The 21,602-nt window shown below is 69.6% G+C and carries 24 protein-coding genes; 9 read left to right on the top strand and 15 right to left on the bottom strand.

Translation table 11 applies throughout. The annotated features are described in order from the left end of the window. Positions 1-116 precede the first annotated feature (116 nt). The 3 genes from ACGH2B_RS24905 to ACGH2B_RS24895 all read left to right on the top strand — a co-directional run bounded on the left by ACGH2B_RS24905 (position 117) and on the right by ACGH2B_RS24895 (position 1,528). The gene (locus tag ACGH2B_RS24905) at positions 117-830 is read left to right on the top strand and encodes a hypothetical protein (RefSeq protein WP_399094072.1); all 714 of its coding nucleotides are present in this window, start codon (positions 117-119) and stop codon (positions 828-830) included. Positions 831-946: 116 nt separating this feature from the next. Beyond that, positions 947-1,258: a hypothetical protein gene (locus tag ACGH2B_RS24900; RefSeq protein WP_399094069.1), complete on the top strand. Its 312-nt coding sequence runs from the start codon at positions 947-949 to the stop codon at positions 1,256-1,258. Between the two features lie 141 nt (positions 1,259-1,399). Continuing rightward, complete coding sequence (locus ACGH2B_RS24895) at positions 1,400-1,528, top strand: hypothetical protein (protein WP_399094066.1); 129 nt, start codon at positions 1,400-1,402, stop codon at positions 1,526-1,528. Positions 1,529-1,539: 11 nt separating this feature from the next. Here the strand turns inward: ACGH2B_RS24895 and ACGH2B_RS24890 are convergent, their stop codons facing one another. The 13 genes from ACGH2B_RS24890 to ACGH2B_RS24830 form a co-directional block, all read right to left on the bottom strand. Next, on the bottom strand, positions 1,540-2,364 hold the full coding sequence (locus tag ACGH2B_RS24890; protein WP_399094063.1) for a hypothetical protein: 825 nt from the start codon (positions 2,362-2,364) through the stop codon (positions 1,540-1,542). Between the two features lie 174 nt (positions 2,365-2,538). Beyond that, positions 2,539-2,976, bottom strand: coding sequence for a hypothetical protein (locus ACGH2B_RS24885; protein ID WP_399094059.1), 438 nt, complete (start codon positions 2,974-2,976; stop codon positions 2,539-2,541). Continuing rightward, complete coding sequence (locus ACGH2B_RS24880) at positions 2,973-3,779, bottom strand: aldo/keto reductase (RefSeq protein ID WP_399094056.1); 807 nt, start codon at positions 3,777-3,779, stop codon at positions 2,973-2,975. Before ACGH2B_RS24880 ends, ACGH2B_RS24885 begins: the two co-directional genes overlap by 4 nt. Beyond that, a complete protein-coding gene (locus tag ACGH2B_RS24875; protein WP_399094053.1) occupies positions 3,776-4,366 on the bottom strand; it encodes an AAA family ATPase in 591 nt (196 codons plus the stop codon). Before ACGH2B_RS24875 ends, ACGH2B_RS24880 begins: the two co-directional genes overlap by 4 nt. Beyond that, the gene (locus tag ACGH2B_RS24870; RefSeq protein WP_399094050.1) at positions 4,360-4,965 is read right to left on the bottom strand and encodes an exonuclease domain-containing protein; all 606 of its coding nucleotides are present in this window, start codon (positions 4,963-4,965) and stop codon (positions 4,360-4,362) included. The genes ACGH2B_RS24875 and ACGH2B_RS24870 overlap by 7 nt, the downstream gene beginning before the upstream one ends. Then, positions 4,962-6,152, bottom strand: a complete 1,191-nt coding sequence (locus tag ACGH2B_RS24865; protein WP_399094047.1) for a radical SAM protein — start codon at positions 6,150-6,152, stop codon at positions 4,962-4,964. Before ACGH2B_RS24865 ends, ACGH2B_RS24870 begins: the two co-directional genes overlap by 4 nt. Beyond that, positions 6,149-7,186 (bottom strand): nucleoside-diphosphate kinase, encoded by a 1,038-nt coding sequence (locus ACGH2B_RS24860; protein WP_399094044.1) that lies wholly within the window; start codon positions 7,184-7,186, stop codon positions 6,149-6,151. Before ACGH2B_RS24860 ends, ACGH2B_RS24865 begins: the two co-directional genes overlap by 4 nt. Then, positions 7,183-8,205 (bottom strand): thymidylate synthase, encoded by a 1,023-nt coding sequence (locus ACGH2B_RS24855; RefSeq protein ID WP_399094041.1) that lies wholly within the window; start codon positions 8,203-8,205, stop codon positions 7,183-7,185. Before ACGH2B_RS24855 ends, ACGH2B_RS24860 begins: the two co-directional genes overlap by 4 nt. A 66-nt stretch (positions 8,206-8,271) precedes the next feature. Further along, positions 8,272-8,925, bottom strand: a complete 654-nt coding sequence (locus ACGH2B_RS24850) for a hypothetical protein (RefSeq protein WP_399094038.1) — start codon at positions 8,923-8,925, stop codon at positions 8,272-8,274. After that, positions 8,922-9,752, bottom strand: a complete 831-nt coding sequence (locus ACGH2B_RS24845; protein WP_399094035.1) for an endonuclease/exonuclease/phosphatase family protein — start codon at positions 9,750-9,752, stop codon at positions 8,922-8,924. Before ACGH2B_RS24845 ends, ACGH2B_RS24850 begins: the two co-directional genes overlap by 4 nt. Positions 9,753-10,138: 386 nt before the next feature. Beyond that, positions 10,139-10,732, bottom strand: coding sequence for a hypothetical protein (locus ACGH2B_RS24840; RefSeq protein ID WP_399094032.1), 594 nt, complete (start codon positions 10,730-10,732; stop codon positions 10,139-10,141). Beyond that, complete coding sequence (locus tag ACGH2B_RS24835) at positions 10,729-10,929, bottom strand: DUF5999 family protein (RefSeq protein WP_399094029.1); 201 nt, start codon at positions 10,927-10,929, stop codon at positions 10,729-10,731. The genes ACGH2B_RS24840 and ACGH2B_RS24835 overlap by 4 nt, the downstream gene beginning before the upstream one ends. 456 nt (positions 10,930-11,385) lie before the next feature. After that, a complete protein-coding gene (locus tag ACGH2B_RS24830; protein WP_399094026.1) occupies positions 11,386-11,919 on the bottom strand; it encodes a hypothetical protein in 534 nt (177 codons plus the stop codon). 265 nt (positions 11,920-12,184) lie between these two features. On the opposite strand from ACGH2B_RS24830, the gene ACGH2B_RS24825 reads away from it, so the two are divergent. Beyond that, complete coding sequence (locus ACGH2B_RS24825) at positions 12,185-13,495, top strand: DNA-binding protein (protein WP_399094023.1); 1,311 nt, start codon at positions 12,185-12,187, stop codon at positions 13,493-13,495. A 6-nt stretch (positions 13,496-13,501) separates the two neighbouring features. Here the strand turns inward: ACGH2B_RS24825 and ACGH2B_RS24820 are convergent, their stop codons facing one another. Next, on the bottom strand, positions 13,502-14,536 hold the full coding sequence (locus ACGH2B_RS24820; protein WP_399094020.1) for an NAD-dependent epimerase/dehydratase family protein: 1,035 nt from the start codon (positions 14,534-14,536) through the stop codon (positions 13,502-13,504). Between the two features lie 799 nt (positions 14,537-15,335). On the opposite strand from ACGH2B_RS24820, the gene ACGH2B_RS24815 reads away from it, so the two are divergent. The 4 genes from ACGH2B_RS24815 to ACGH2B_RS24800 all read left to right on the top strand — a co-directional run bounded on the left by ACGH2B_RS24815 (position 15,336) and on the right by ACGH2B_RS24800 (position 19,324). Further along, positions 15,336-15,503, top strand: coding sequence for a hypothetical protein (locus tag ACGH2B_RS24815; protein ID WP_399094017.1), 168 nt, complete (start codon positions 15,336-15,338; stop codon positions 15,501-15,503). A gap of 184 nt (positions 15,504-15,687) precedes the next feature. Continuing rightward, a complete protein-coding gene (locus tag ACGH2B_RS24810) occupies positions 15,688-16,773 on the top strand; it encodes a helix-turn-helix domain-containing protein (RefSeq protein WP_399094014.1) in 1,086 nt (361 codons plus the stop codon). A gap of 105 nt (positions 16,774-16,878) precedes the next feature. Further along, the gene (locus tag ACGH2B_RS24805) at positions 16,879-17,367 is read left to right on the top strand and encodes a hypothetical protein (RefSeq protein ID WP_399094011.1); all 489 of its coding nucleotides are present in this window, start codon (positions 16,879-16,881) and stop codon (positions 17,365-17,367) included. Between the two features lie 844 nt (positions 17,368-18,211). After that, a complete protein-coding gene (locus ACGH2B_RS24800; protein ID WP_399094008.1) occupies positions 18,212-19,324 on the top strand; it encodes a tyrosine-type recombinase/integrase in 1,113 nt (370 codons plus the stop codon). 3 nt (positions 19,325-19,327) lie between these two features. Here ACGH2B_RS24800 and ACGH2B_RS24795 read toward each other — a convergent pair whose 3' ends face one another. After that, entirely contained in the window at positions 19,328-20,716 is a 1,389-nt protein-coding gene (locus ACGH2B_RS24795) for a peptidase C39 family protein (RefSeq protein WP_399094005.1), read from the bottom strand. 245 nt (positions 20,717-20,961) lie between these two features. Between ACGH2B_RS24795 and ACGH2B_RS24790 the strand changes: the two genes are divergently transcribed. Continuing rightward, positions 20,962-21,546, top strand: coding sequence for a hypothetical protein (locus tag ACGH2B_RS24790; RefSeq protein WP_399094002.1), 585 nt, complete (start codon positions 20,962-20,964; stop codon positions 21,544-21,546). Positions 21,547-21,602: the final 56 nt, after the last annotated feature.

Below are 21,602 nucleotides of genomic sequence, written 5' to 3'. Positions count from 1 at the left end.
GGATAGGGATGGCTCCCCGGGAATCTGTGTGGCGAGCGAGGCCGCCCCTACGCCAGTGGACGCTCGGGGACCTGCTACGCGCCTGGCGCACGGAGGCGAGCCAGCGGCGTGGCCGGGTGATCACGCAGACAGAAGTCGCTGAGGCGATCGACCGCTCCGGGCGCTGGTATCAGGACTTGGAGGCCGGGCGGGGCGGACGCCTCGCCCGGGAGCAGTGCCTCGCGATCTCCGATCTTTTCCTCCTCGCCCACGACGAAGTTCGCGCGCTCATGCTCTGCAACATGGGCGGCGTCGCCCGGCCAGAGGGCCCGGATCTGGACGCCCCCACGCTCCGGTCGCTGCAGCACGTCCTTGACCAGCAGCCCCACCCCGCGTGGCTGCTCGGCCCCACATGGGATGTCCTCGCGTACAACTCGATCCTGGCCGAGTGGTTTCCGTGGGCGACGGAACACGACGCGAATCTCATGCGCTGGGGTCTAGGTGCGGGCCAACAGGCCCTCCTCGACTGGGAGGAACAGGCCAGGGCGTATCTCGCGATGTTGCGGTTTACCTCGATCCAGTACCCCCATGATCTCGGGGTGCGCGCGATCATCAACGATGTGGTCGGCACCGACGCCTACCTAGTCGGGTTGTGGAACGGAGAGGCGGACGTGACCGAAGGCGGGGGGCCGCTCCGATACCGGGTGCGCCTGGAAGCCAACGGCGGGCAGCCGGCCCTGCTCGAATGCACCACTCTTTTCTCCGCGGCGGCTCCGTCCTGCCGGCTCGTGATCCTGGTCCCGATCGGCGAAGACGGACTTGGCGAGGGTGGCCACCTTCGGGCAGCTTGAGCCGGATGCCAGGTGTACCCCCCGGAGGGCGCCTTCTGCAGACGGCGAGACGGACGCCCGCAGGTGAGCGGCGGTCGGCGTCGCTCACCTGCGAGGGGAGAACCGTGGACTGCCCCGTGGACGGCAAGCTGGTACGGGACAAGATCCCGCGGATCATCGGGGAGAGCGGAGCGGACCCGCATTGGTATGTCGCCGGATCGCAGGCGTACCGCAGACGGCTGCGGGACAAACTCGAAGAGGAGGTCCGCGAGGTCCTGGCGGCTGACGATTTCTCTGCGCCCGGTGAGCTGGCGGACGTGATGGAGGTCGTACGTGCGCTCGCTGCGGATCTCGGGGTCGATCCGGTTGCGCTGGAGAAAATCTGTGAGGGCAAAGCGAGTGCGCGGGGCGGGTCCACCGGCAGGATTGTGTGGATGGGAAACCGCTGAGTAGGCAGCGTGCGGCTACTGGCGGTGAGATACCTGCCGGCTGGGGCCGGTACCGGTAGCTTCGGGTGCCCTTCCGGAGGCCTGGAGGTCGTGTGGGCGGTGCCGTGCGGTAGTGGTCGGCGGGCGCGCTCTACGCTTTCGGTGGAGACGCCCGAGGTGCATGAGCTGGTGGTCGCCCATGCGGAGGCCACGGGGCAGCAGCGGATCGATGTCGAGGCCGTGCTGAAGCGACGCGTGCCACATCCGGAGCCCGACGCCGGGGCGGCGTAGGGCCTGTCCCGTCAGGCGGGGGCGAGTGTCAGACCGGGCATGACGAGGCGGCCAGGGTCTGCCGATGTGTCGGTGAGGCGCAGGTCGGTGGGGGTGCGCGCGTCGAGGCGTAGCTCGTTGATCAGCAGCTCGGCTGCGTGGGCGGTTTCGTCGGGGTCGAGGACGTCGTGTCCCCACCAGCCGGCGAGCGGGTGGTCCCATCCTCGTCGCAGCATCTCGTCGTGGGGTGTCGGTTCGGGCCCGGCCCAGTCGTCCACCAGCACGGTCAGGCCCGGGCCGCTCTGGGCGACACCCACCGTCCGGCTTCCGTTCCCGGCACCGTTGGTGGTGATGTTGAAGCCGAAGTGCCCGCGAGACGGGAGGACCTGCGGGGCGTAGACGGCGCAGCTGCGCAGGAGTGCGGCGAGGGATGCTTCCAGGGTCAGCCAGTCCGGGGCCGCGGCTAGGCGTGGCGGCGGTGGCCACGAGGGGTGTAGGTGCAGGCGCCACATGTACGGCAGGCGGGCGAAGTCGATGTCGTGGAGGTCGGGCTCGAAGTGTTGCCGTTCGGCCTGCGCCAGGTCGTGTGGTTCCCGGACGGCCAGGTGCAGGGTGGTCGCGGTGTTCCGTGTCAGGAGGAGGGTGCGGTCCTCCATGGTCCAGCGGACGTACGGCCCGCGGACGGCTCCCCCGTAGACGACCGGGGCGCCAATGCGGCGGCATACCGCCTCGATGACGGAGCGGACGGCGCCGGGGCCGTCCGGTATCGGCTCCGGAGACGCGTCCGTGTCGGCGTGGGCGAGGTGGCGGCACGCGATGTCCGCTGCCTCGCCCAGGTCACGTATTCGCCCAGCCATGTGGACATATTGTCCGATTAGGTGGTTTTACGCATATTGGTCTTGCGTAAGGCGACGCTGGGCTTCAGGCGCGGTGTGCGCGAGCGCGCGCTTCGCGCGGCGGCACATCTGACGATTCCGGTGTGCTGTCCCTTGTGAGGCCGAACGGTTCGGCCGGCCTCACAAGGGTTCGGTTCAGGAGGCGAGTGCCTTCAGCGCGCGTTCGCGGGCTCGGGTGGGGAGAAGGGGCAGGGCGTCCCTTCGGGTGAGTATCCGGGTGAGGGTTCCGTCGCGTGTGCGGAAGGTCGCGGCTTCGTGGTGGGTGAGGGTGGCGGTGCGGAAGAGGTGGGCGTTGACCTGGCGTCGGCGGGTCTGTGTGCGCTCGACGGCGATGCGCTCGGTGATCGGCAGGCCGGTCTCATGGCCGAGGAGGGTGAATCGCGCGGCCTCGGCCGGGTCGGTGCTGGGAGGCACCACGGTGCCCGGCAGGCCGAGGTGTCCGTATCCGCTGGTGTCGATGACGACGAGGCGGTCGTTCTCCACGGGGATGACGACCACGGCCCAGTCGATGGCGGGGCGCCAGTTCTCGTACGGGCACCGGGGAGCGCGCGTGGTGCCGGAGCCGGGGCTCACTGCGGTGCCCTTTCGGCGGGGGCCGGGGGCTCCTGGGTGAGGGAGTTCACCAGTTCCGTGAGGTGGGTGCGGGAGCTGGTGCCGGGGATCGGGGCGACGTGGGGGCCGAGGTCGAGCAGCCAGCGGAGGGCGGCTCCGGGGTCCGTGTCCCGGGCGAGGGTTCCGGCGTTGAGCGGCCGGTAGGGCACGTAGGGGATGTTGAGGGTTCGGCACAGGTCGAGGGCGGGGTCGTGGTGGTCGGCGGTGGCGTTGAGGACGTTCTGCACGGCGGCTACCGGGATGTGGTGGCCGGCGTTCTTGATCTGTTCGGGGGTGACCTTCGACAGGCCGATGTGGGCGATCTTCCCTTCGCCCTGGAGCGCGTGCAGCACGCCTACCTGGTCGGCCAACGGGATGGTGGGGTCGATGCGGTGGAGGTAGCACAGGTCGAGCTGGTCGACGCCGAGGCGCCGCAGGCTCGCTTCGACGCAGGCGCGGAGGTAGGCGGGGTGGCCGTGGGGGTGCCAGAGGTCGGGGCCGGTGCGGAGCATGCCGACCTTCGTGGCGATCAGCACCGACTCCGGATAGGGGAAAAGGGCTTCGCGGATGAGGTGTTCGACGGTGTGCGGGCCGTAGGCGTCGGCGGTGTCGAGGTGGGTGATGCCGTGGGTGTGGACGGCGTGGCGGAGCAGGTTGAGAGCGCCGGCGCAGTTGTCGGGGTAGCCCCAGGTGCCGGGGCCGGTCAGGCGCATGGTGCCAAGACCCAGGCGGGAGACGGTCTTTCCGGCGAGGTGGAGGCTGCCGCCGGGTGGTGTGCCGGTCATGCGGCCACCGCCCGCAGGGCTGCGTCGACGGCGTGCTGCACAGCGGCGTCCTTGCTGTCGGCGGCGCTGGTGACACGGCGCGTGGAGTGGGCGAGGAAGGAGCCGCCCAGCTCGTCGTGGAGGTGGCTGTCGACCAGGGCGCGGTAGCGCGGGTCGATGGGGTGGGCAGCATCGACGGGTATCTCGGGGTCGAGGACCGTGGCGAGCAGGACGTGGTACTTCACGGTGGTGTAGCGGCGGGCGATCAGGCAGGTCTCGGTGGCGACCCGGTCGTCGTCGCGGTATGCGAGCGCCGCGGTGTAGTAGGGGATGGCGTCGAGCACGGCGCGGTCGGCGAGGACAACCTGCGCTGTGCGGGCGGCGAGGGCTTCGTCGGCGATGGTCTGCCCGATGATCCACTCGGTGGACGTATCGGTGTGGTGCTGCATCTTCGGCAGGCCGGCGGCAGCGGCCCGCTTGGCGATGCCGCCGGTGCGGGCGACGGCGACGCCGTGCCCGCGCAGCTCTATCTCGATTCGGCGCAGCAGTTGGGTCGCGCCGGTGGAGGGTGCGCCGAGCACGCCGATGCGGAAGGGGTTGTTCACCATAGGGTGGGGTCCGTTTCTGGTTCGGGGGCGCCGGGCATGCCGGGCGGCACGGCCGCCGCGACGAGTTGGCCCCAGGTTTCGAAGTGCGCGGCCAGCGCGAGCAGGAGCTGCGCGGTGGCGTAGGCGTCGTAGGTGGCCCGGTGCCGTCCGACGGCAGGGGCCTGCGTGAGGTCGGGCCGGACGTGGGCGAGCAGCGCGTCGAGGGAGTACTTCGGCAGACCAGGGTGGACGGCCTTGGCGAGCCGGAGTGTGTCGAGGACGCCGGCGGGCTGCCACTGCGGAAGGTGGGCTCGCAGGACGCGGTAGTCGACGTGGGCGTGGTGGGCGCAGATCCACGCGCCGTCCAGCAGCGCGTGGACCTGACCGGAGATCTCCTCCCAGCCCGGCGCGGTCGCCAGCCGTTCGTTCGTCAGGCCGTGGATGCGCGCGGCGAACGGTGTGACGGGCTTCTTGGGCCTGGTCAGCCACGCGCCCGCCGTGCCGGTGTCCGGGCGCCCGTCGCGCACCGGAAGGGCGGCGACCTCGACGAGGTCGGGCGGCGTGGCGCCGTTGCCCTCGACGTCGACGACGAGCAGCGGGGGCCAAGAGGAGAAGTTCATGGCGTGATCGTTCCGTCCTTCGCCGTCCAGCCGATCGGGGCGCGGCCGTGCCGGCGGTAGTGGTGGGGCTTGTCGCGGTCGTGGCACTGATAGCCGTGGCCGTGCTGGAGGAAGTAGCGCGGCGGCTCGTCCAGTCCCTCGACGATGATGGCCCGCTCGTCGATCTCCACCGTGCCGGTCGCGCCCAACACGCGGGCTTCCCTCGTCACTTCGGCGAGGTCCGGCTGGCCCCACGCGGACTTACACCGCGCGATCTGCTCCGCGGGGCAGATGTCGCACAGCTCCCGGATGCCGTAGTGACCGTTGTAGTCGGCCTCACCGTGCGCGTACGCCACGGCGCAGCTGGTCTTGCGGAACAGCGCCCCCCAGGGCGCCGAGGGATTGTCCGGGGTGCGGAAGTGGTCGAGAATCCGCTGCTCGGCGGCCTCGGGCATGATCTTGCGGCGGGCGGTGTCGTCGTAGGGCATCGGCAGGCCGTGGGCCTGGTAGTAGTCGGCGATCTCGTTGCGGAAGAACAGGCCGGTGAAGACCGTGGCGTGGGCGTGGGCGGACAGTTCGCGGGCGCGGGCCAGGTGGGCGTCGCTGTCGTTGAGGCCGGGCACGATCGGCCGCCAGTACAGGACGGCGCGGTACCGCTCGGCGTTGTCGTGCAGGGTGCGCAGGCTGCGGGCGGCGATGGCGGAGTCGACCGGTTCGATCCGCTCGTCGGTGATGCCGGAGTGCGTCACCAGGACGGTCAGGCGCAGGTTGTCGAAGGAGTTGAGGACGGCGCAGTCCTCTTCGCCGACGCGCCAGCGGGTGATGATCAGGACGTGGTTGGTCAGCCCCCGCTGGTCGAGGTTGCGCAGCACGGCGAACAGGTGCGGTTTGACGGCCGGGAGCATGGGGTCGGTCGCCCGGTTCAGTAGCTGAATCGGGGTGCGGTGCGGGCGGAAGTAGCGGTGACCGACGAGTGCTTCGGCGGCGGCTTCGTCGTCCATGAGGCGGCGGGGCACCTTCATCTCGAAGTTGTCGAAGAGGTGCCGGACGCAGTAGCCACAGTCGAGCGGGCAGCCGACGATCCAGTTCAGCGATAACCCGGACTTTCGGTATTCGATCACGTCGGCGAGCGCCGGCTTGAGACTGCCGACCTGGTCGGCGGAGAGGATCGGCAGGGGACGGCGGGTCCGGTCAACCGGGACGTTCACGGGGTCCTCCTGGGCTGGAGCGTGTCGGGTATCGGGCGGGTGCTCTGGGCGGGGACGGGCTGTGTCAGCAGTTCGCGGTAGGTCGCGCCGAACCAGGTGCCGACGTCGCGGCGGGCCGCGTCCGGGTCGTCGGAGGTGTGCACGAGGTTGCGGACAAGGCGCCGCTCGGCCAGCGCGGCATCCAAGCTGTCGGCTCCGAGGTCGCCGCGGATCGTTCCGGGTGCGGCGTGGGTGGGGTCGAAGTGGCCCAGCAGGTCACGCAGCCGGGCGTGGATGCCGGGCTCGCCGTGGGCGAGGGCGACGGTGACCTGGCGTCCGGCGTACTCCTGTTCCAGGCACGCGGGGATGTCCCGGTCGGGGAACCGGTCGGCGCCGGCGAGCAGGTCCCAGTAGTGCACGTGGATCTGCCAGGGCTGCACGGTGGTCTCGCACCGGTTCGTGACCGTGGCGCCCGCGGCGGCGATCCGCTCCAGCACGGCGTCGACCAGTCCACGCTCGCTCGCGTCGGGCTTGCACAGAATGACCGAGCAGCGGGAGAAGTCGGAGACCTGCAGCGCTCGGCCGGGTCCGTACCAGGTGCCGAAGTCGCGGCGTGCGGAGGGCGGGTCGTCGGAGGTGTGCACCAGGTTCCTCACCAGGCGCTTCTCCCGGCCGGCGGCGGCGAGGCTGTCCGCGCCGAGGTCGCCGCGGATGGTGCCGGCAGCAGCTTGGGTCGGATCGGTGTGGCCGATCAGCCGGCGCAGGCGGGCGTGGATGTCGGGGCCGCCGTGGGCGAGGGCGACGGTGACCGGCTGTCCGGCATACGTGTCGTCGAGGCGCGAGGGCAGGTCCGGCGGGAAGCGGCCGGGATCGGCCAGCATGTCGCGGAAGGCGACGTGGGCCTGCCATGCCGCGGCGACCAGCTCCGTGCGGGCACGCACGACGACGCCCGCGTCCTCGATCCGCTCCAGCACGGCATCGACGAGCCCCCGCTCGACCGCGTCGGGCTTGCACAGGACCACCGCCCAGCGGTTGAAGTCCACACTGCCCCTCACCGCCCCGCTCCCCCGGTCGGTGCGCAGGCGGCCCAGCGGTGTTCGACGAGCCACCGCAGCCCCGGGTCCAGGGCGTCGAGGATGTCGGGGCTGACGGCGTCGGCCTGGTCGTGCACGATCTGCCGGTAGGTCTCGAACAACACGATCACCTGCTGCCAGTACGGCTCGATGCCGAGGCCGGCGATGTCCTTCGCCGAGTACGACTCCGTGTTCGTGCGCAGCGCTTCCTCGTGCTCCAGGACGCGTTCGAGGACTTCGGGGCCGGTCGACGCCGGCATCGAAGTGACGGGAAAGCTGAGCGGGTTCGGCCGGACGTCCGCCTCGTGCAGCACCGTCCTGACCCGCTCCGCGTTGCGGTCGTTGACGTGCGCGGAGCCGATGGTGTGGGTGTACGGGCCCAACTCCAGACCGAGTTGGATGGCCGCGTACTCCTGGATCATCGTGAAGGAGAACACGTCGGACAGCAGGCCGCAGTCGAGGTCGTTCGCCCGCATGTGGCACACCATGTGCAGGCGTCCGCCGCGTTCCATGAGGTGGAGGCCGGCCAGGCACGCCACGTCCGGGTTGCTGCCGTCCTCCAGTTCGCGGGCGGAGAAGACGGGAACGTACGCCCGTTTGCTGTCCGGCTCCGTGCGCAGCAGATCCAGGGCACGGTCGAACGGGGCGACGGTATCGCCGTCGGCCGGGGTGAAGAGCGTGTGGCCGTAGGCGGAGCCGCCGAGGGTGACGCCGTCGGCCGAACCGGCGCGCATCGACGGGGCGTAGTAGCCGATCATCTCCAGATCCCGGCGCCCCGCGAGGTACCAGAGCGCCTCGGCGTAGTGGAACACCGGATTCGCCTTGCGCGCCTTCAGGTACGGGAGACGCTGACGCGGATCGGGCAACCGGAAGCTGACACCGGTCACCTCCCGGGCCGCGTTACCCCGCGCGTCGATGCGCTGCTCGAAGTTGGTGGACGCCAGGCGGAGAAGGCCCAGGTAGGCCCCCTCCACACTGCGGTACGTCGGTGCGGTGAGCATGAACTCTCCTGTCGTTGTGCGGGCACAGCGCTGCCGGGGACGGGGATGTCAGGCTGTCGGGGGCCGTCAGGCGGCTGAGCTGCGGAGTTTCAGGCGTACGGGGGTGATGCCGTGGAGGGATATGAGGGCTTGGTGGGCGACGACCCAGGGGGCCCGGGGACTGCGGTAGCGGACGGCGGTGAGGCCGCCGTCCGCGGCGGGGTGGGGGCGGAGGGTCGTGGGGTCGTAGAGGAGGCCGGCGACGCCCCAAGGGCGGACCTCGTCGACGAGGACGGCGGTGTAGCTGCGCTTGCGGCTGCCGCGGGCGCGCGCCACGCGCGGCGCGCAGCGGTGACACAACGGTGGTGTGGCTGTCACATGCCCTTCGCGCACTTCGGCGCTGAGGAGGAACAGCGTCCTGCTCGCAGAGAGTTCGCCGGAGGGCGGGGTGTCGTGGAGTGCGTGTCCGCTGAGGGCGGGGTCGGCGGACACATGGCACAGCAGGTCGGTCATCGCGGTGCGCTGCCGGTGAGAGTGGACGCGCCCCGCAACAGGACGCCCGCGTCCCGGGGCGATGATCTGGCGGCGCCACAGGACGCCGTGGTGGTCGCGATCGTGAGGCATCTCGCCCCGGAAAGCGAGGGCCGGGTAGCCGCTCCGGCTCACGCGGACGGTGACGGGCGGCGTGACGTCGGTCTCCTGGGGCCACGCCGCCGTGTACGGGATCTCGGGGACCGTCACGGGACGAGGGCCCCCAGGTCGAGGGTCGCGATACCGGGAAGGTGGTCGCTCGACATGCGGGCGACCGGGGTGTCGACAACGCGCCAGTCGGTCAGGGCCGGGGTCAGGGCTTCGGAGAGGAGTACGTAGTCGCTCCTGCGCATCCATTCCTCGGCGCCCGGCCAGTGTCCGGTGGTCGGCACGGCAGGTACCCCGAGGTGGGTGGAGGGGTCGGCGTATCCCGCCACCGACAGGGCACGGATTGCGCGGCGGTCCGCACCGCCGTACGTGCCATCGGACCGGATCTCGCGGTGCCGGGAGTACAGGTGCCAGGGGATGTCGGACCAGTCGTCGGGGTCGGGGTCGTCCGCCCCAATGGTGTTGAGGTCGCCCAGGAGCAGGGTGCGGCGGCCCTCTTCCGCGTACTCCGTCAGCCAGCCGGTCTCGGCCAGCCGCATGTCGGGGCTGAACGGGTTGAGGTGGGTGTGCAGGACGGTGATGCGGTACCGGTCGTCGACCTCGATCAGCGTGCGGCTGGCGGCGTGGTGGAAAGTTCCCGCGGCGATGGTGGGGGTGTGCTCGACAATCCGCACGCGAGGCGCCCGGACGAGGAGCAGCAGATGGCAGCCGTGGTTGGCCGAGGGGGTGAGCAAGGGCCGCATTCCCAGGGCTCGGGCGGCGTCGTGCAGTCGGCGTTCGCGGTCACGGTTCCAGTGCTTCGCTTCCTGGATGCCCAGGATGTCGAGCCCGGCGACGAGGTCGAGCTGGCGGGCAAAGTCTTGGGAGTCCGGTGCGCCGCCGTCGCGGATGTTGTACGTGCCCACGCGCAGCGGTTGTTCGGCGGTCATGCGCTTCTCCTTGCGGAAAGTCTGGAAGAGGTGGTCACCGGGGTGCGTCCGGTGCTGACGTGCCGGGGAGAGAGCCGAGTCCCCGGGCTGCGATGGCCCAGAGCGCCGGAGACGGGGCGCCGTTGGGGACGTAACGGCAGAAGCGACAGAGGGAGACCGTGCGCACCGGGCCGGAGGCGGAGTCGAGGTAGAAGTCCTCGACGGCCGGTTCACCGCAGGCGCATCGGGGCTCGGAGGGCGGGGGCTGGGTCATCGGCGGTCACCGTCGTGTCCGGAGAAGAGGCAGCGTCCTCCTGCGCGGGGCAGTCGGGCAGGACGACGAGGGCGTAGTCGGTGGTGGTCCACCGGAGCCGTACGCCGCCGCGGGTACACCGGGAGCGCCGTGGTCACCGTGCCTCCGTGAGGTCGGCGTGGTCTACGACGGTGTACTCGGTCAGCTCACGGACAAGGAGGCGGGCGAGGCGCCAGCGCGCCTCGAACGATCCGTATGCCACGGGGTCGTCGCTCGGCGGGAGCGGCTGAACGTAGTGACCGGCCCAGCGGTACGGGGTGCCGATGACGCCGTAGAGGCGATGTTCGGAAACGAGGAGCGCGGCATGGTCGTGCTGAAAGGCCATGCTCTGCCGTACCGCCGCGGGCGTGTGCGCCAGGCACACCGGCGGCAGCACCGTCCGCACCGTCCGCTCCAAGTCCTCGCCGCCCGGCACGAGGAACAGCAGCCCAGGGCCGAGCCGAGGCTTTCGGATACTGCGTATCTGCCGGACGGGTTGCCCGCACATCGCGCAGTCCAGGTAGAGCATGCGGTCGCGCTGTCCGGCCGGGGCATCGCGGTCCCACAGGACATCGCGAAGGTCCCGGTCACCGGGTGCCTCGGAGGTGTAGCTGAGCCGGAAGCGCCCCGAGGGGCCGCCCCGTCGGACGCACAGCTCCAGGTCGGCGTAACCCTCGACCATCGAAAGCATCACGGAGGCGGTGTTCACACGGCCACCGCCAGGCGGGCCTGCGGGCGGCGCGGCCCGATGGCCTCGCCGCCCGGCAGCAGTTCGCCAGTGTCGTCGAAGAGCAGGACGCCGTTGCACAACAGGCTCCAACCCTGTTCGGGATGGGCCGCCACAGGGTGCGCAGCGTCGCGGTCGGTGGAATCGGCAGAGGGACACGGCGGGGTATGGGCGCACATGAAGTCAGAAATTCCCTTCAGGGACGGTCAGTCGGTCGCGGGCAAGGAGAGGGAGCGGCTCCGCGCGGGGGCCTCCAGGACGCGGCCGCGCGAAGGCTGCAGACGGCGGGGCATGGCACGTGAGGGGCAGGAGGGCGCCGACAGGCGCGGCGCTCCAGGACCAGCAACCCGACGGCGTCGTCACGGCGAAGCGAGTGGGGTGTCCCTGGAGAAGGCCGGCCGCGGCGTCGGCGGCGGCGCGGTGATCCCCCAGCCACCCCCACGCGCAGTCGAAACCGGCGCGGTCGAGGTCGAGCAGGGCCGCACGGACGGATTCGCGCATCCACTCCAGGGCCGAGCCAGGGCTCGGCGCCACGAGGCTGTGCGGGACCGGTCCGTCGGTGTCTCTGCCGACCGACAGACCACCGGCGCTGGTGCGGTCCAGGTGCGCCCAGTACGCGGACGGCAGCGGCCTGCTCACGCGCACCACAACCCCCGGGGCAGCAGGTCGAACGTCGGCAGTGGCGCGGCGGCGTCGCCAGGATCCAGCCTGTCGAGTAAATCCTGGGCAGCCATCGCCATCCGGCGGATATGCGCTTCATCGGCGCTGGCAGCTGCGGTCGGCCCGGTGCGGAGCTTGTCGGCACGGTCGATCGCCCCAGCGAACTCCGACGACGGGCAGCGACGGGCGGCGGCGCGGGCCATGTTGACGGCCTGCCCCAGCAGACGGTCCAACCGCTGGGCGCGCAGTACGCGCTCGGAGCCGGCATCCGGCCCCTGAGCGGTGGGGGTATCGGGTTGGCGCCGCATCAACCCAGGTGTCCGGCGGCTCCCGGCAATCCCCTCCGGGCCAGCTCCGAGTACGGCGTTGAGGTCGTCGTCGTACTCGGCCAGGTAGTCGTCGTGAAGCCTGCTGATGAGCCGCAGGAGTCGGTCTGTCCTACTGACGTGAGCAGGACGGACTGAAGGGTGCACCGTGTGCCGGAAAGACATCGTGGCCCTCTCGTCCATTTCGAAGCCCACCTTTGAAATCGGGCAGGCAGAACTACGTAGGTCGCTCCACGAAAGGTGGAGCGGAGATGCCCCAGAGTCAGTCACCGACGGGTGCCATCGCCATGGCGTAGCGGGTGCCACATGCGGCTCATCTCGGTGGCAAAGATGTCGTGCGGATAGCGTCAACACGTCATGTGCCGGGAAGGTGTTGCACTAGCGCCTGTTCGAAGGTTCTCCTCTAGGGAGAGGGATCCGCGAGCGCAAGTGCTGAACAGGAGCCGGCATGGGGCAGACCAACGGAACGCTGCTCAAGGTCTTGGTGGAGCAACGCCGTTTGCGTTACGTCGACTTCGAGCGCGAGTTTCGACGGAAGGCGGATGAAATAGGTCTCCGGAACCTGTCCGTCTCCGAATCGCAGTTCCGACGATGGACCTCTGGGCGAGTGGCCCTTCCTGGAGCCGATGCGAGCCGTGTTGTGGAAGCCATGTTCGGTGTGGAAGTTGCGAACCTGTTCGGGCCGCCGCCCTCGCCGGAACTGCCCGAAGCCGCGTTCAACCTGGAAGACGAGATCGCCATGACCGCACGTGATGCCCAGAGCGAAGCTCGGGCAGCTGCCGCCGACTCCATCTCCGACACGACGCTTGATCAGCTGCGCGATGACGTGATCAACCTGGCACGCAGCTACAGCAGCGTCGCCGTTTTCGACGTATTCCGTAAAGCGAAGAAGCTGAGGGAGGAAGCAGAGGCGGAACGCGAGCGCACTCAGGTACCTGCCCAGGAGCAAGAACTGCTGATTCTCGCGGGGCAAGCGTGTGCGCTGCTCGCCACAGCAGCCTTCGACCTCGGCTCATTCGACAGCGCGCGACGACTCTCCCGTGCCGCGAGCCTGTACGGGGAAACGGCCAGGTTCGATCCGCTGCGAGCGTTCGCCGGAGGAATTCTCAGCTACATCGCGTACTTTTCCGGGATGCCCAATGAGGCCGCGCAGGTCGCGCGTCGGGCCCAGTCCTTCGACGGGCTCGGCGACGTCGGACGACGACGTCTTGCCGCCATCGAAGCCCGAGCGCACGGTCATCTGGGCGATGTTTCGTCTGCCCGACGGGCCCTGGAGTCCTCCCAGTCGGAAGGGCTTGGCAGCAGAGACGATCTGCACGACGAAGTGGCGGGTGAATTCGGGTTCAGTGCCGAGAGGCTCGCCATGTCGAACGCTTCCACCTTCCTGCTCATCGGGGACGCGGAAGGAGCTGAAGCGGCAGCGAAGCAGTCTCTGGCTTTCGCATCTGCCAGGCCGGCCGCGGGGCGAGCGGTCAGGGTGGTCGGTGGCGCCGCTGCCGACCTGGCCATGGCACGGCTTCTTCGAGAAGATCTCGATGGCGCAGTCCACGCAATGACGCCGGTATGGGAGGTGCCGCGGGGCCAGCGGGCACCCGGCCTCTTGGCCCGTACGGCGCGGGTGCGCCGGATGCTGACCAACAGCCGGTTCGCTCCTGTCCCCGCCGCGCGCGAACTCGCGCTCCGTATCGAGGACTTCACCCGGATGTCCGACGCACACCAGCTCGGCCCCGGGGCGGCGCTGGCCGCTCTGGAGAGCTGACCTGGGTCAGAGGCCGTCGCCCCCGGAAGCGAGGATCTTCTCCTCCTTCTCGGGGGCGATGCCGTGTTTCGCCCACCGAGGATGCGTCACAGGGTGGCCACCGGCACTCAGCCAGGCCCAGGTATCCGCAACCGTCTCACGGATCGGTCGGCAGCGGAGCCCCGCCGCAACTGCCCTCGCAGAATCCACGGCCCACACGCCAGCGTGCGTACGCCACAGCGGTAGCTCCGTCCACTGCTTCACCCCGTGGTGAAGCAGATGCTCGGCAGGGGTCCACACGGGACTGCCGGCGCCACCGGTCGCCTCCAGGCAAGCGGCCAAGAACCCCTGGAAGTCGATGCCTTCGGGATGGGCGATGTTGTACGCGGCGCCCTTTGCTCCGGCTTCCCGGTAGGCCTGATCCAGCGCGAAGGCTGCTACATCACGCACATCGACCGGCTGGATCCAACGCCCGGCTGGCGCAGGGGCGACGATGGGCCCCCCGCGGTGCGCTCGGTTCAGCCACCACGGCAGCCGGCCGATGTACTCGCCTGGCCCGAGGATGACACCGGGCCGCAGAAGCACTGCCCGTTCCCCGAACACCTCGGTGACCGCGCGCTCGCCTCCCGCCTTTTGGAAGCCGTACTTCGTTGGCGACCCGTCGGCCCCGGTGTACCCGAAGGCCTCATCGGCATCCGGCGGGCACACCAACAGCGGGGAGTCCTCGGTCAGGGGGGCGTGGGGCCACCCTTCGTACACGGAGACCGTCGAAATGTGCACCCATCGGGCAACTGCGTTGTGCAGCGTTCGGGTCGCCAGAAGCACATCCCGGGGCGGCAGGTCGGAGCTGGAGGTGTCGATCACGGCATCCCAAGGGCCACTTCCGACGAGACGCTGAAGGTCTTCCGGCGACGTCCGATCCCCATGAACCGGGGTCGCACCCGGCACGTCAGGTGCGGAGCGCCCGCGAGTGAACGTCGTGACATCCCAGCCACGCCGCAGCGCGCCGCGCACAACCTCTTTGCCCAAGAACCACGTGCCACCCATCACCAGAACCTTCATGGGTATGGATCTTGCCTGCTCAGTCAGCGCCCGGGAAAGGCCGACGCCGAAGTGACGGGCGACCGCTTCGAGAGGCGGCCGGGCAGGCGATGCGCGTCGGGCTACGGCCCGGCCGAACGGTGGCCCCTGCGGTCAGTGTGGCCAGGTGGGGTGGAGTCTTCACGCGGACGCCATCAGCCGCGTCGCGCAGGGGTGAGGGCAAGGCCGGGGCAGGGCGTATGCCGTCGGGTACAGGCGGGCGTCGTGGGCCTCCTTGAGGTTTTGGCTGCTCTCCTTCGGTCGTGGTGGTAGCGAGAGATGAGTGCGTGGCCTTTATGAAGGTGAAGCCCTACATCCCATGCTGGACAGGGGCCCCTTAAGGCGACGGTAGCCCTTGCACCTGCACTGGAAGATGAAATTCCACTTACGGCGGTCGAACATTGGGGCACCAGCGACGTCTGGCCATTCGCAGGCGCATATGGCGAAGCCAGTCATCCCGACGGATGGCATGTACGACAAGGGAACCACTGTTCGCGGGTGAGAGCGGGACGCCCGTTGCTTTCTTACATACGATGAACAGCTATCGCGCTTTCGTGATGATTTGGCGACTCTCCGTATGCGGAAAGGGCTAGGGTTTTGGGCCAAAGGACCCTGGGAGCTCGGCGGACAACCATCCCTCAGGGCCCTTCAACCACCCGTGATCACGAAGTTCAAGGAGGCGTACGTGCCTATTCCTTCGCGTCTGGTGCGCTGCCTGCACAAGGCACTGACCAGCGGATTCGAAACTAGCATGCACCGCATTTGCCAACGTCAAACGTCTGTGGACACGCGTGTCACCATCGGCGGCGGCGCGTTCGTCGCCGCCGCCGTCCTCGGTCTCGTGCTCATCTACGGCGTGCCGGCTCTGGTCCTCGTCGGGGTGGCGACGCCACTGGCCGCCGTCGCGAACCGCTCCTCGTTCCATCTGCGCTGCAAGACGGTGGTGTAGAGGAAGCGGGGGTCCGGCAGCCGGGACTGCCGGACCCCCGGCCCGCGCTCTGCTGTGTTCCGGCGCGCCCTCATGTGCCTTTTGCGTCACGGCGTGCCCACATCGCGCCCCTCGCGCGACGAAAGCTCCGAGCGGTGACCCGCGCGGAGCCATCTCCACACCTTCGTTCGCTTTGGGAACTTCAATGACGAAGACCAGCACCTGCCCTGTGTGCGGTACCCCCATCAGCCACCCCGCGACCGGCCGACGCCGGACGTACTGCAGCACGAAGTGCCGAAGCGCCTCCTACCGCACGCGTAGCGGCACGACGGTCAAGCCGCGACGCCTCTACGACGACGCGGTCCGACGCATCGGCAAGTCCACCCTCGCCCGCGCTCAGGCTGTCGACCGCAGTGCACGTCAGCCTGTCCCGGCCCTGCCTCTTGAGCTCCTCGAAAACTACGTCGCCCTGCAACGCGACACCGCCGACGGCATCGCTGTCGCGATCCGCCAGGCCAAGGACAACGGCGTCACTTGGCCCGAGATCGCCAAGACCATGCAAACCTCGGAGAGCACGCTCAAGCGGAACTTCTCGGAAGAGAAGGTCAACAAGGCGCTCCAGCGGCGCCAGCAGCGCCGCCCTGCCCAGACCCGGACGGTGCTCACGCCCCATGCGTCACGACGTGTCATCGTCGGCAAAGCCAACCGCTCCCGGCCGGGTGAGCCCGGCAGCCGTCTGGCCCACGCCCTGTCCCATCTGCGTCGCAGCAGGTGGGGCGAACGCTCGATGTCGACCCTGGCCTCGCGCATGGAGGTCTCCACGTCGTACGTCTACCGGATCATGGTCGGCGGGAGAACTCCGTCCTGGGAGGTCGCGGAAGCCTTCGCTCGCGCCTGCGATGCCGACTCCGGAGACCTGATCTACCTGTGGAATCTTGCCAACGGGCTGCCGCCCGCGGTCGATGACGACTGCCAGACGTATGAGGATGCCGTCCACGCCCTTCAGGGCGCCTTGCGGGGTCTGCACCTGGCCAGCCTCCAGCCCGACCTGTACCTTCTGCTGCGGCGCCCTGACGTGCAGTTGCTCATGGACGATGTCACCGATCTTCTCGGCCCCGGTTTGCCCCCCGCCGCGTGCCTGCGATGGCCGGTCGTGCGGGACCTGACGCGGGCGTTGTACGGCGACGTCGACGATCTGCGCGTGCTGTGGGAACGCGTCGACGAGCTTTCCCGCACGCCACGAGATCCAGGCGATGAGGGGCCTCATCTGCCGGCCGGTGCCTTCGGCTGACCGCCACTCGCTCTCAACTCTTCGGGGAACTCCTTGCCGCCCTCTCCCGCCGGCGCCACCGCCGCGCGCCCCCGTCACAGAGTCAGCGACTCCGTCACGGTGGCCTTGCCCGTCGACTTCTCGGCGTTCTGTCAGCTCCACCACGATGCCTACCAGCGCTACGTCCGCCAGGTCATCGCCGATCGCATCACCGCCACCCATGTCCTCCAGCACGCCCTGGGGGATCTCGTGCTCACCTGGCACGAGGCTCTGGCCGGCCCGCGCACCGCCACCGTCGCGTGGTCCACGATCACCCGTCGCATCCGGCGCGCCACTGCGACCGGGGGCGCGCCGGCCAGCGCGCTCTACCACTTCGTTCCTGCCGGCGAAGCCGATGCCGTCGTCCTGCACCGGCTCGCGGGCTTAACCCTTGCGGAGACTGCCGACACACTCGGCACCGAAGCAGCCTCCGTCGCGGGCCTCTTGGACCTCTTCGACCGGCGCCTGTCCGCAACACCGGCCACCGCCTTGCGCACATGCTGGAGAACGGCGGTGCACGGGCTTGCCTCTGCGACGGCAGGTGAACGGATACTGGCACCGGCCAACAGATATTGAGCATGCCTCTGGCCACGACTACCCGCGGCAACCTCGCAATGTGGCGGGGCGAAGGCGGGGGACGCGCCTGGCGCCGCGGCCGCGTACGAGGAACTTCTGCCGCACATCGTACGGGTGCGGGGCGAAGACCATCCCGCACCCTGGCCACCACGGCTTCCTCACCCAATGGAGAGGTCAGGCCGGGAAGAACTCGGAGATTTATCGACTAATTCTTGAGCGAGATTCGGTGAGGTTGTCGCGGGTAGCCCGTTAGATGAGCTGGTGAACTCCTCAGGCCCCTGCCTCGGGAGGGCGAAGGAGCAGGAAGCTGCCCTGATGGCTTCCGGTGCGGACGGAACGCCAACAGCCCCACGTCGACCGCCCAGCCGTAAAACCCCTCGGTCGAAACCCAGTTCCGCCTCCACGCCGCCAGCCCCACCGGGGACGGCTGCAGCGCAAGGTCGTATCGGCGGAAGGCCACCAGCTCCGTAGCCGACAGCAGACTGGTTGGTGGATCGAGCACCTGCCCAGGAAGCCTTCCAGCGCCATCAGATCGTACGCGTAGTCGCGCAGGCTCTCCGCCCCTACGTGCTTCACCAGGTCCAAGAAGTACGCGGTCAGCGGTTCTCGCGGCCGCATGTCTGGCCCGAGGGCGAACGGAGTGTCCTCCAGGAGTGCACATGGCCGCGTGATCAGGTCGAGCACATCGAGCTCCGCTCCCAGCACAGACGGCAGAGAGGGAACGGGTAGGTCCCGCTGCCAAATTCTCACGCCACAACGCATTTTGCACGGCCGGAAATTCGAGCTACAACAGCACACCCCACCCAGAGACCTTCCGGGCAGATTCAAACAGATTGGTGTGCACGTGGCTACGATCCTAGACAAGGGCGCCGACGCTTCGGGAAAGCGCTGGGTTGTGCGCTACCGCGAGCCTGGCGGCCGCGGTGCCCGGCAGCGTGAGAAATCGTTCAGCCGCAGGAAAGATGCGGTGGACTTCGCCACCAAAGCGGAGAACGACAAGCGTGAGAACACCTACATCGATCCCAGCGCGGGGAAGGTTTCGCTGCGCCGCTATGCCGATGACTGGCTGAACGCGGTTCTCCTGTCGGGCGGCACCTGGGAGTCGTACGAGCGGATCCTGCGACTGCACGTCCTGCCCTATCTGGGCCGCAAGACCATCGCACAGGTGACGGCAGCAGACGTGGAAGATCTGTACACCCGATGGGCGAAGGACGGGGCCAAGCCGAACACGATCGAGTCGCGCAGCATCGCACTGTCGTCACTCTTCTCCCACGCGATGCGCCACAAGCGCATCTTCACCAACCCCGTCCGGGAAGCAGAGAAACCCGCCAACCCTGTGATTCCGGTCGACGAGCGGAATCTTCCGAGCCTCGAAGAAATACAAGCCATAGCCCACAGCATCGGACCGCGCCTGGAACCGGCTATATGGCTGATGGCGTGCGGCGGCCTCCGCATAGGAGAATCGCTTGGCGTCTTCCCGGATGACTTTCAAGAGGGCACCTTGCGTCTGCGGCGCCAAATAGTTCGAAACCGCGAGAAGAACGGCCTCTACGTAGCACGCTACGCACCCCTGAAGCACCGAAAGGAAGGAGAGTGGCGTGACATCCCGCTCCCCGGCTTCCTTTCCGCCTACTCCGATCGCTTCCCCATCGTCAATCAACAGGGAGGAATGACCCACCCCTGCCTCGTCCGTGCTTCCTGGGATCGAGCCGTCAAGCGCCTGGGACTCCGCGCGTACACACCGCACGACCTCCGTCACAAATGGGCAACCCTGACTTTGACGAATGGAGTCGCCCTTCACGAAGTGTCCCGCTGGCTCGGACACCGTTCCATCAAGGTCACGGTCGACCAGTACGGGCACCTCACCCAGGACGGGCGCGAGCGCTGCCGCCAAGTGGTGACGACGACCTTCCAGGGCCACCTCCCGCAGGAGCTGTCGGTCCACCTGGCGGCGTGACCGCTACACGATCCCGAGGTCCCGCAGGACGCGGTGCTGAGTTGGTGCTGAGTTCACGGGGAAGTACAGGTAACACACTCCCCCGCTACCGCTCCTGACCTGCCCCTTCGCGTCGTACCGCTTCGTGCGCAGCCAGATGTTCTCGAACTCGCGGCGGCGGTAGACGCGCCGTACCGCCGGGTCGTCCGGGGAGGCGGGGTCGTTGGCGATGACGTCGCCGTCGGGGGTGAAGCCGATGAGGGTCATGAGGTGGCCGGCGGTGCCGTAGCCGGCGCCGGTGAGTTCGGGGGCGAGGAAGGACTGGGAGGTGATGACGGGGATGCCGGCGGCGATGAGGTGTTCGGCGTCGGTGAGGGAGGTCAGGCGGGTCACGACGGACTGGAGGCCGGGGTAGGTGGCGGCGTAGGCGGCGTTGAAGGGCCAGTTGCCGCAGCCCTGGTACTGGTTGTCGTAGGTGCGGCGGGCGGCGAGGCAGACCTGGGGGTCGGCGTAGGACGGGTCGACCCAGGCGAGGTCCTCGGGGGCGGGGCGGTGGCCCCAGTGCTCGATGATCATCTGGGAGGAGGTGGGGCTGCACCACGCCTCGCCGCCGTTGTCGTACTCGGGGTACTGCCCCTTGTGGATCTCCTGGGAGTAGCGCGGGACGGCGAGTTCGCGGCCCGCGGCCGGGCCGGGGGCGGAGGCCGGAACCTCGAAGCGGGCGGGGACGTCCGAGCCCATCGCGCCGAGGCGGTGGACGGTGGGGGTGGCGGTGGTGCCCGGGGTGCGGTGCAGGGTGACGCGCAGGGCGTACCCGGTGAAGCGGGTACCGCTCGCCGGGTCGTCGATCGCGAGGGTGTCGGTGGAGACGCTGCTGCGGCCGTCCTTCTGATCGTCGACCGAGGTACGGCGGATGTCCGTGTCGCCGTCGCCGGAGGTCCAGCGGCCCATGACGTACCAGGGGGTGCGGCCGCCGCCGGAGTAGGCGGCGCGGAGTTCGACGGTGAGCCAGGTGCCGGGCGGGGTGAGGGCGTTCCAGGAGGCGATGAGTTCGGTGGCCGGGACGGTGAGGGTGTGGTGGGGGCCGGTCCAGGTGGCGTACTCCCAGGCGGCGGTGGAGCCGGTGTGCGGGTCGTGGTACTCGGCGGTGCCAGCGGGGGTCCGCAGGCGGATGCCGGCGCGGGCGGACGGCGCCGGTCCGGTGCCGTCGTGGGTGCCGTGCGACCAGTCGGCTGCGGTGGTCCAGGCGTGGTACTCCACGGTTCTCCTCGGGCGGGGCGCCCGCGGCGCGGCACCGGACGCGCCGCGGGGGGCGGCGCCGCGGGGGGCGGCGGCCGCGACGGGGGCCGCCGCCGTGACGGCCGCGGCGAGTGCGGCGGCGAGGACGGTGCGGCGGGGCGCGGAAGGTGTCATCGGGATTCCCCCAGTCGGGTGCGGCGTACGGAACGCGAGCGGTGCGGACGGGCGGGCGGACACGGTCGGGTGGGGCCGGGCGACGCGCCGGGCACCACGGGCGGGCGGGCACCGGGCCGTACGGCCGCGGCGCCCGTGGGAGGCAGGCATCAACTATCGCCGGTGCCGCCGCGTTCCGGCCAGCGGTCGGACGCGCGTCGCCGGGCCGGTGTGAGCGGCGGTCACGGCGTACGTACCCTGGCGCGGTGAACGACACCCTGGCCCCGCTCGCCGCCCGCCTCGCCGCGCTCCCGCCGTCCTGCGGCCCGGTGCGGCTGATCGGGGTGGACGGGCACGCGGGGTCGGGCAAGAGCACCTTCGCCGGACGGCTGGCGGCGGCGCTCGGCGGCGCGCCGGTCATCCGCACGGATGACCTGGCCTGCCACGCGTGGCTCTTCGGCTGGGCCGAGCGGTTCCGGGAGCAGGTGCTGGTGCCGCTGTCCCGGGGCGAGCGGGCGCGGTACGAGGTGTACGACTGGGTGCGCCGGGAGTACGCCGAGGTGCGGGAGGTGGACCCGGAGCCGGTGGTGCTGGTGGAGGGGGTGGGCGTCGGGCGGCGGGCGCTCCGGCCCCGGCTGGCCTGTCTGCTGTGGATGGAGCTGGCGGACGAACGCTCCTGGGAGCGGGGGCGGCGGCGGGACGGTCCGAGGCTCGCGGAGTTCTGGGATGGCTGGATCCCGGCGGAGCGCACCCACTTCGCGGCGGATCCGTCGCGCCCGTACGCCGACCTGTTGGTGCGTCAGGGGAGGGTGGGGTACGAGGTGTCCGAGGGGCCCGATTCGGCAACCTGAAGGAACGTCACCTTTACTGTGCGTCACCGGACTTGGGGGCAGTACGGCCCCGGGGT

It is taken from the genome of Streptomyces sp. BBFR2, assembly GCF_044497305.1.
In the GTDB taxonomy this organism is placed as follows: Bacteria; Actinomycetota; Actinomycetes; order Streptomycetales; family Streptomycetaceae; genus Streptomyces.
The sequence above is the reverse complement of the archived record's forward strand: the minus strand, read 5'-3'. Positions and strand labels throughout refer to the sequence as shown.

What these genes read in the sequence shown, in the direction of transcription:
- ACGH2B_RS24880 (WP_399094056.1), bottom strand. Translation starts at nt 3,779, where the DNA reads ATGACCGGCACACCACCCGGCGGCAGCCTCCACCTCGCCGGAAAGACC.
- ACGH2B_RS24875 (WP_399094053.1), bottom strand. Translation starts at nt 4,366, where the DNA reads ATGGTGAACAACCCCTTCCGCATCGGCGTGCTCGGCGCACCCTCCACC.
- ACGH2B_RS24890 (WP_399094063.1), bottom strand. Translation starts at nt 2,364, where the DNA reads ATGGCTGGGCGAATACGTGACCTGGGCGAGGCAGCGGACATCGCGTGC.
- ACGH2B_RS24835 (WP_399094029.1), bottom strand. Translation starts at nt 10,929, where the DNA reads ATGTGCGCCCATACCCCGCCGTGTCCCTCTGCCGATTCCACCGACCGC.
- ACGH2B_RS24795 (WP_399094005.1), bottom strand. Translation starts at nt 20,716, where the DNA reads ATGACACCTTCCGCGCCCCGCCGCACCGTCCTCGCCGCCGCACTCGCC.
- ACGH2B_RS24825 (WP_399094023.1), top strand. Translation starts at nt 12,185, where the DNA reads ATGGGGCAGACCAACGGAACGCTGCTCAAGGTCTTGGTGGAGCAACGC.
- ACGH2B_RS24845 (WP_399094035.1), bottom strand. Translation starts at nt 9,752, where the DNA reads ATGACCGCCGAACAACCGCTGCGCGTGGGCACGTACAACATCCGCGAC.
- ACGH2B_RS24870 (WP_399094050.1), bottom strand. Translation starts at nt 4,965, where the DNA reads ATGAACTTCTCCTCTTGGCCCCCGCTGCTCGTCGTCGACGTCGAGGGC.
- ACGH2B_RS24810 (WP_399094014.1), top strand. Translation starts at nt 15,688, where the DNA reads ATGACGAAGACCAGCACCTGCCCTGTGTGCGGTACCCCCATCAGCCAC.
- ACGH2B_RS24820 (WP_399094020.1), bottom strand. Translation starts at nt 14,536, where the DNA reads ATGAAGGTTCTGGTGATGGGTGGCACGTGGTTCTTGGGCAAAGAGGTT.
- ACGH2B_RS24855 (WP_399094041.1), bottom strand. Translation starts at nt 8,205, where the DNA reads ATGCTCACCGCACCGACGTACCGCAGTGTGGAGGGGGCCTACCTGGGC.
- ACGH2B_RS24830 (WP_399094026.1), bottom strand. Translation starts at nt 11,919, where the DNA reads ATGGACGAGAGGGCCACGATGTCTTTCCGGCACACGGTGCACCCTTCA.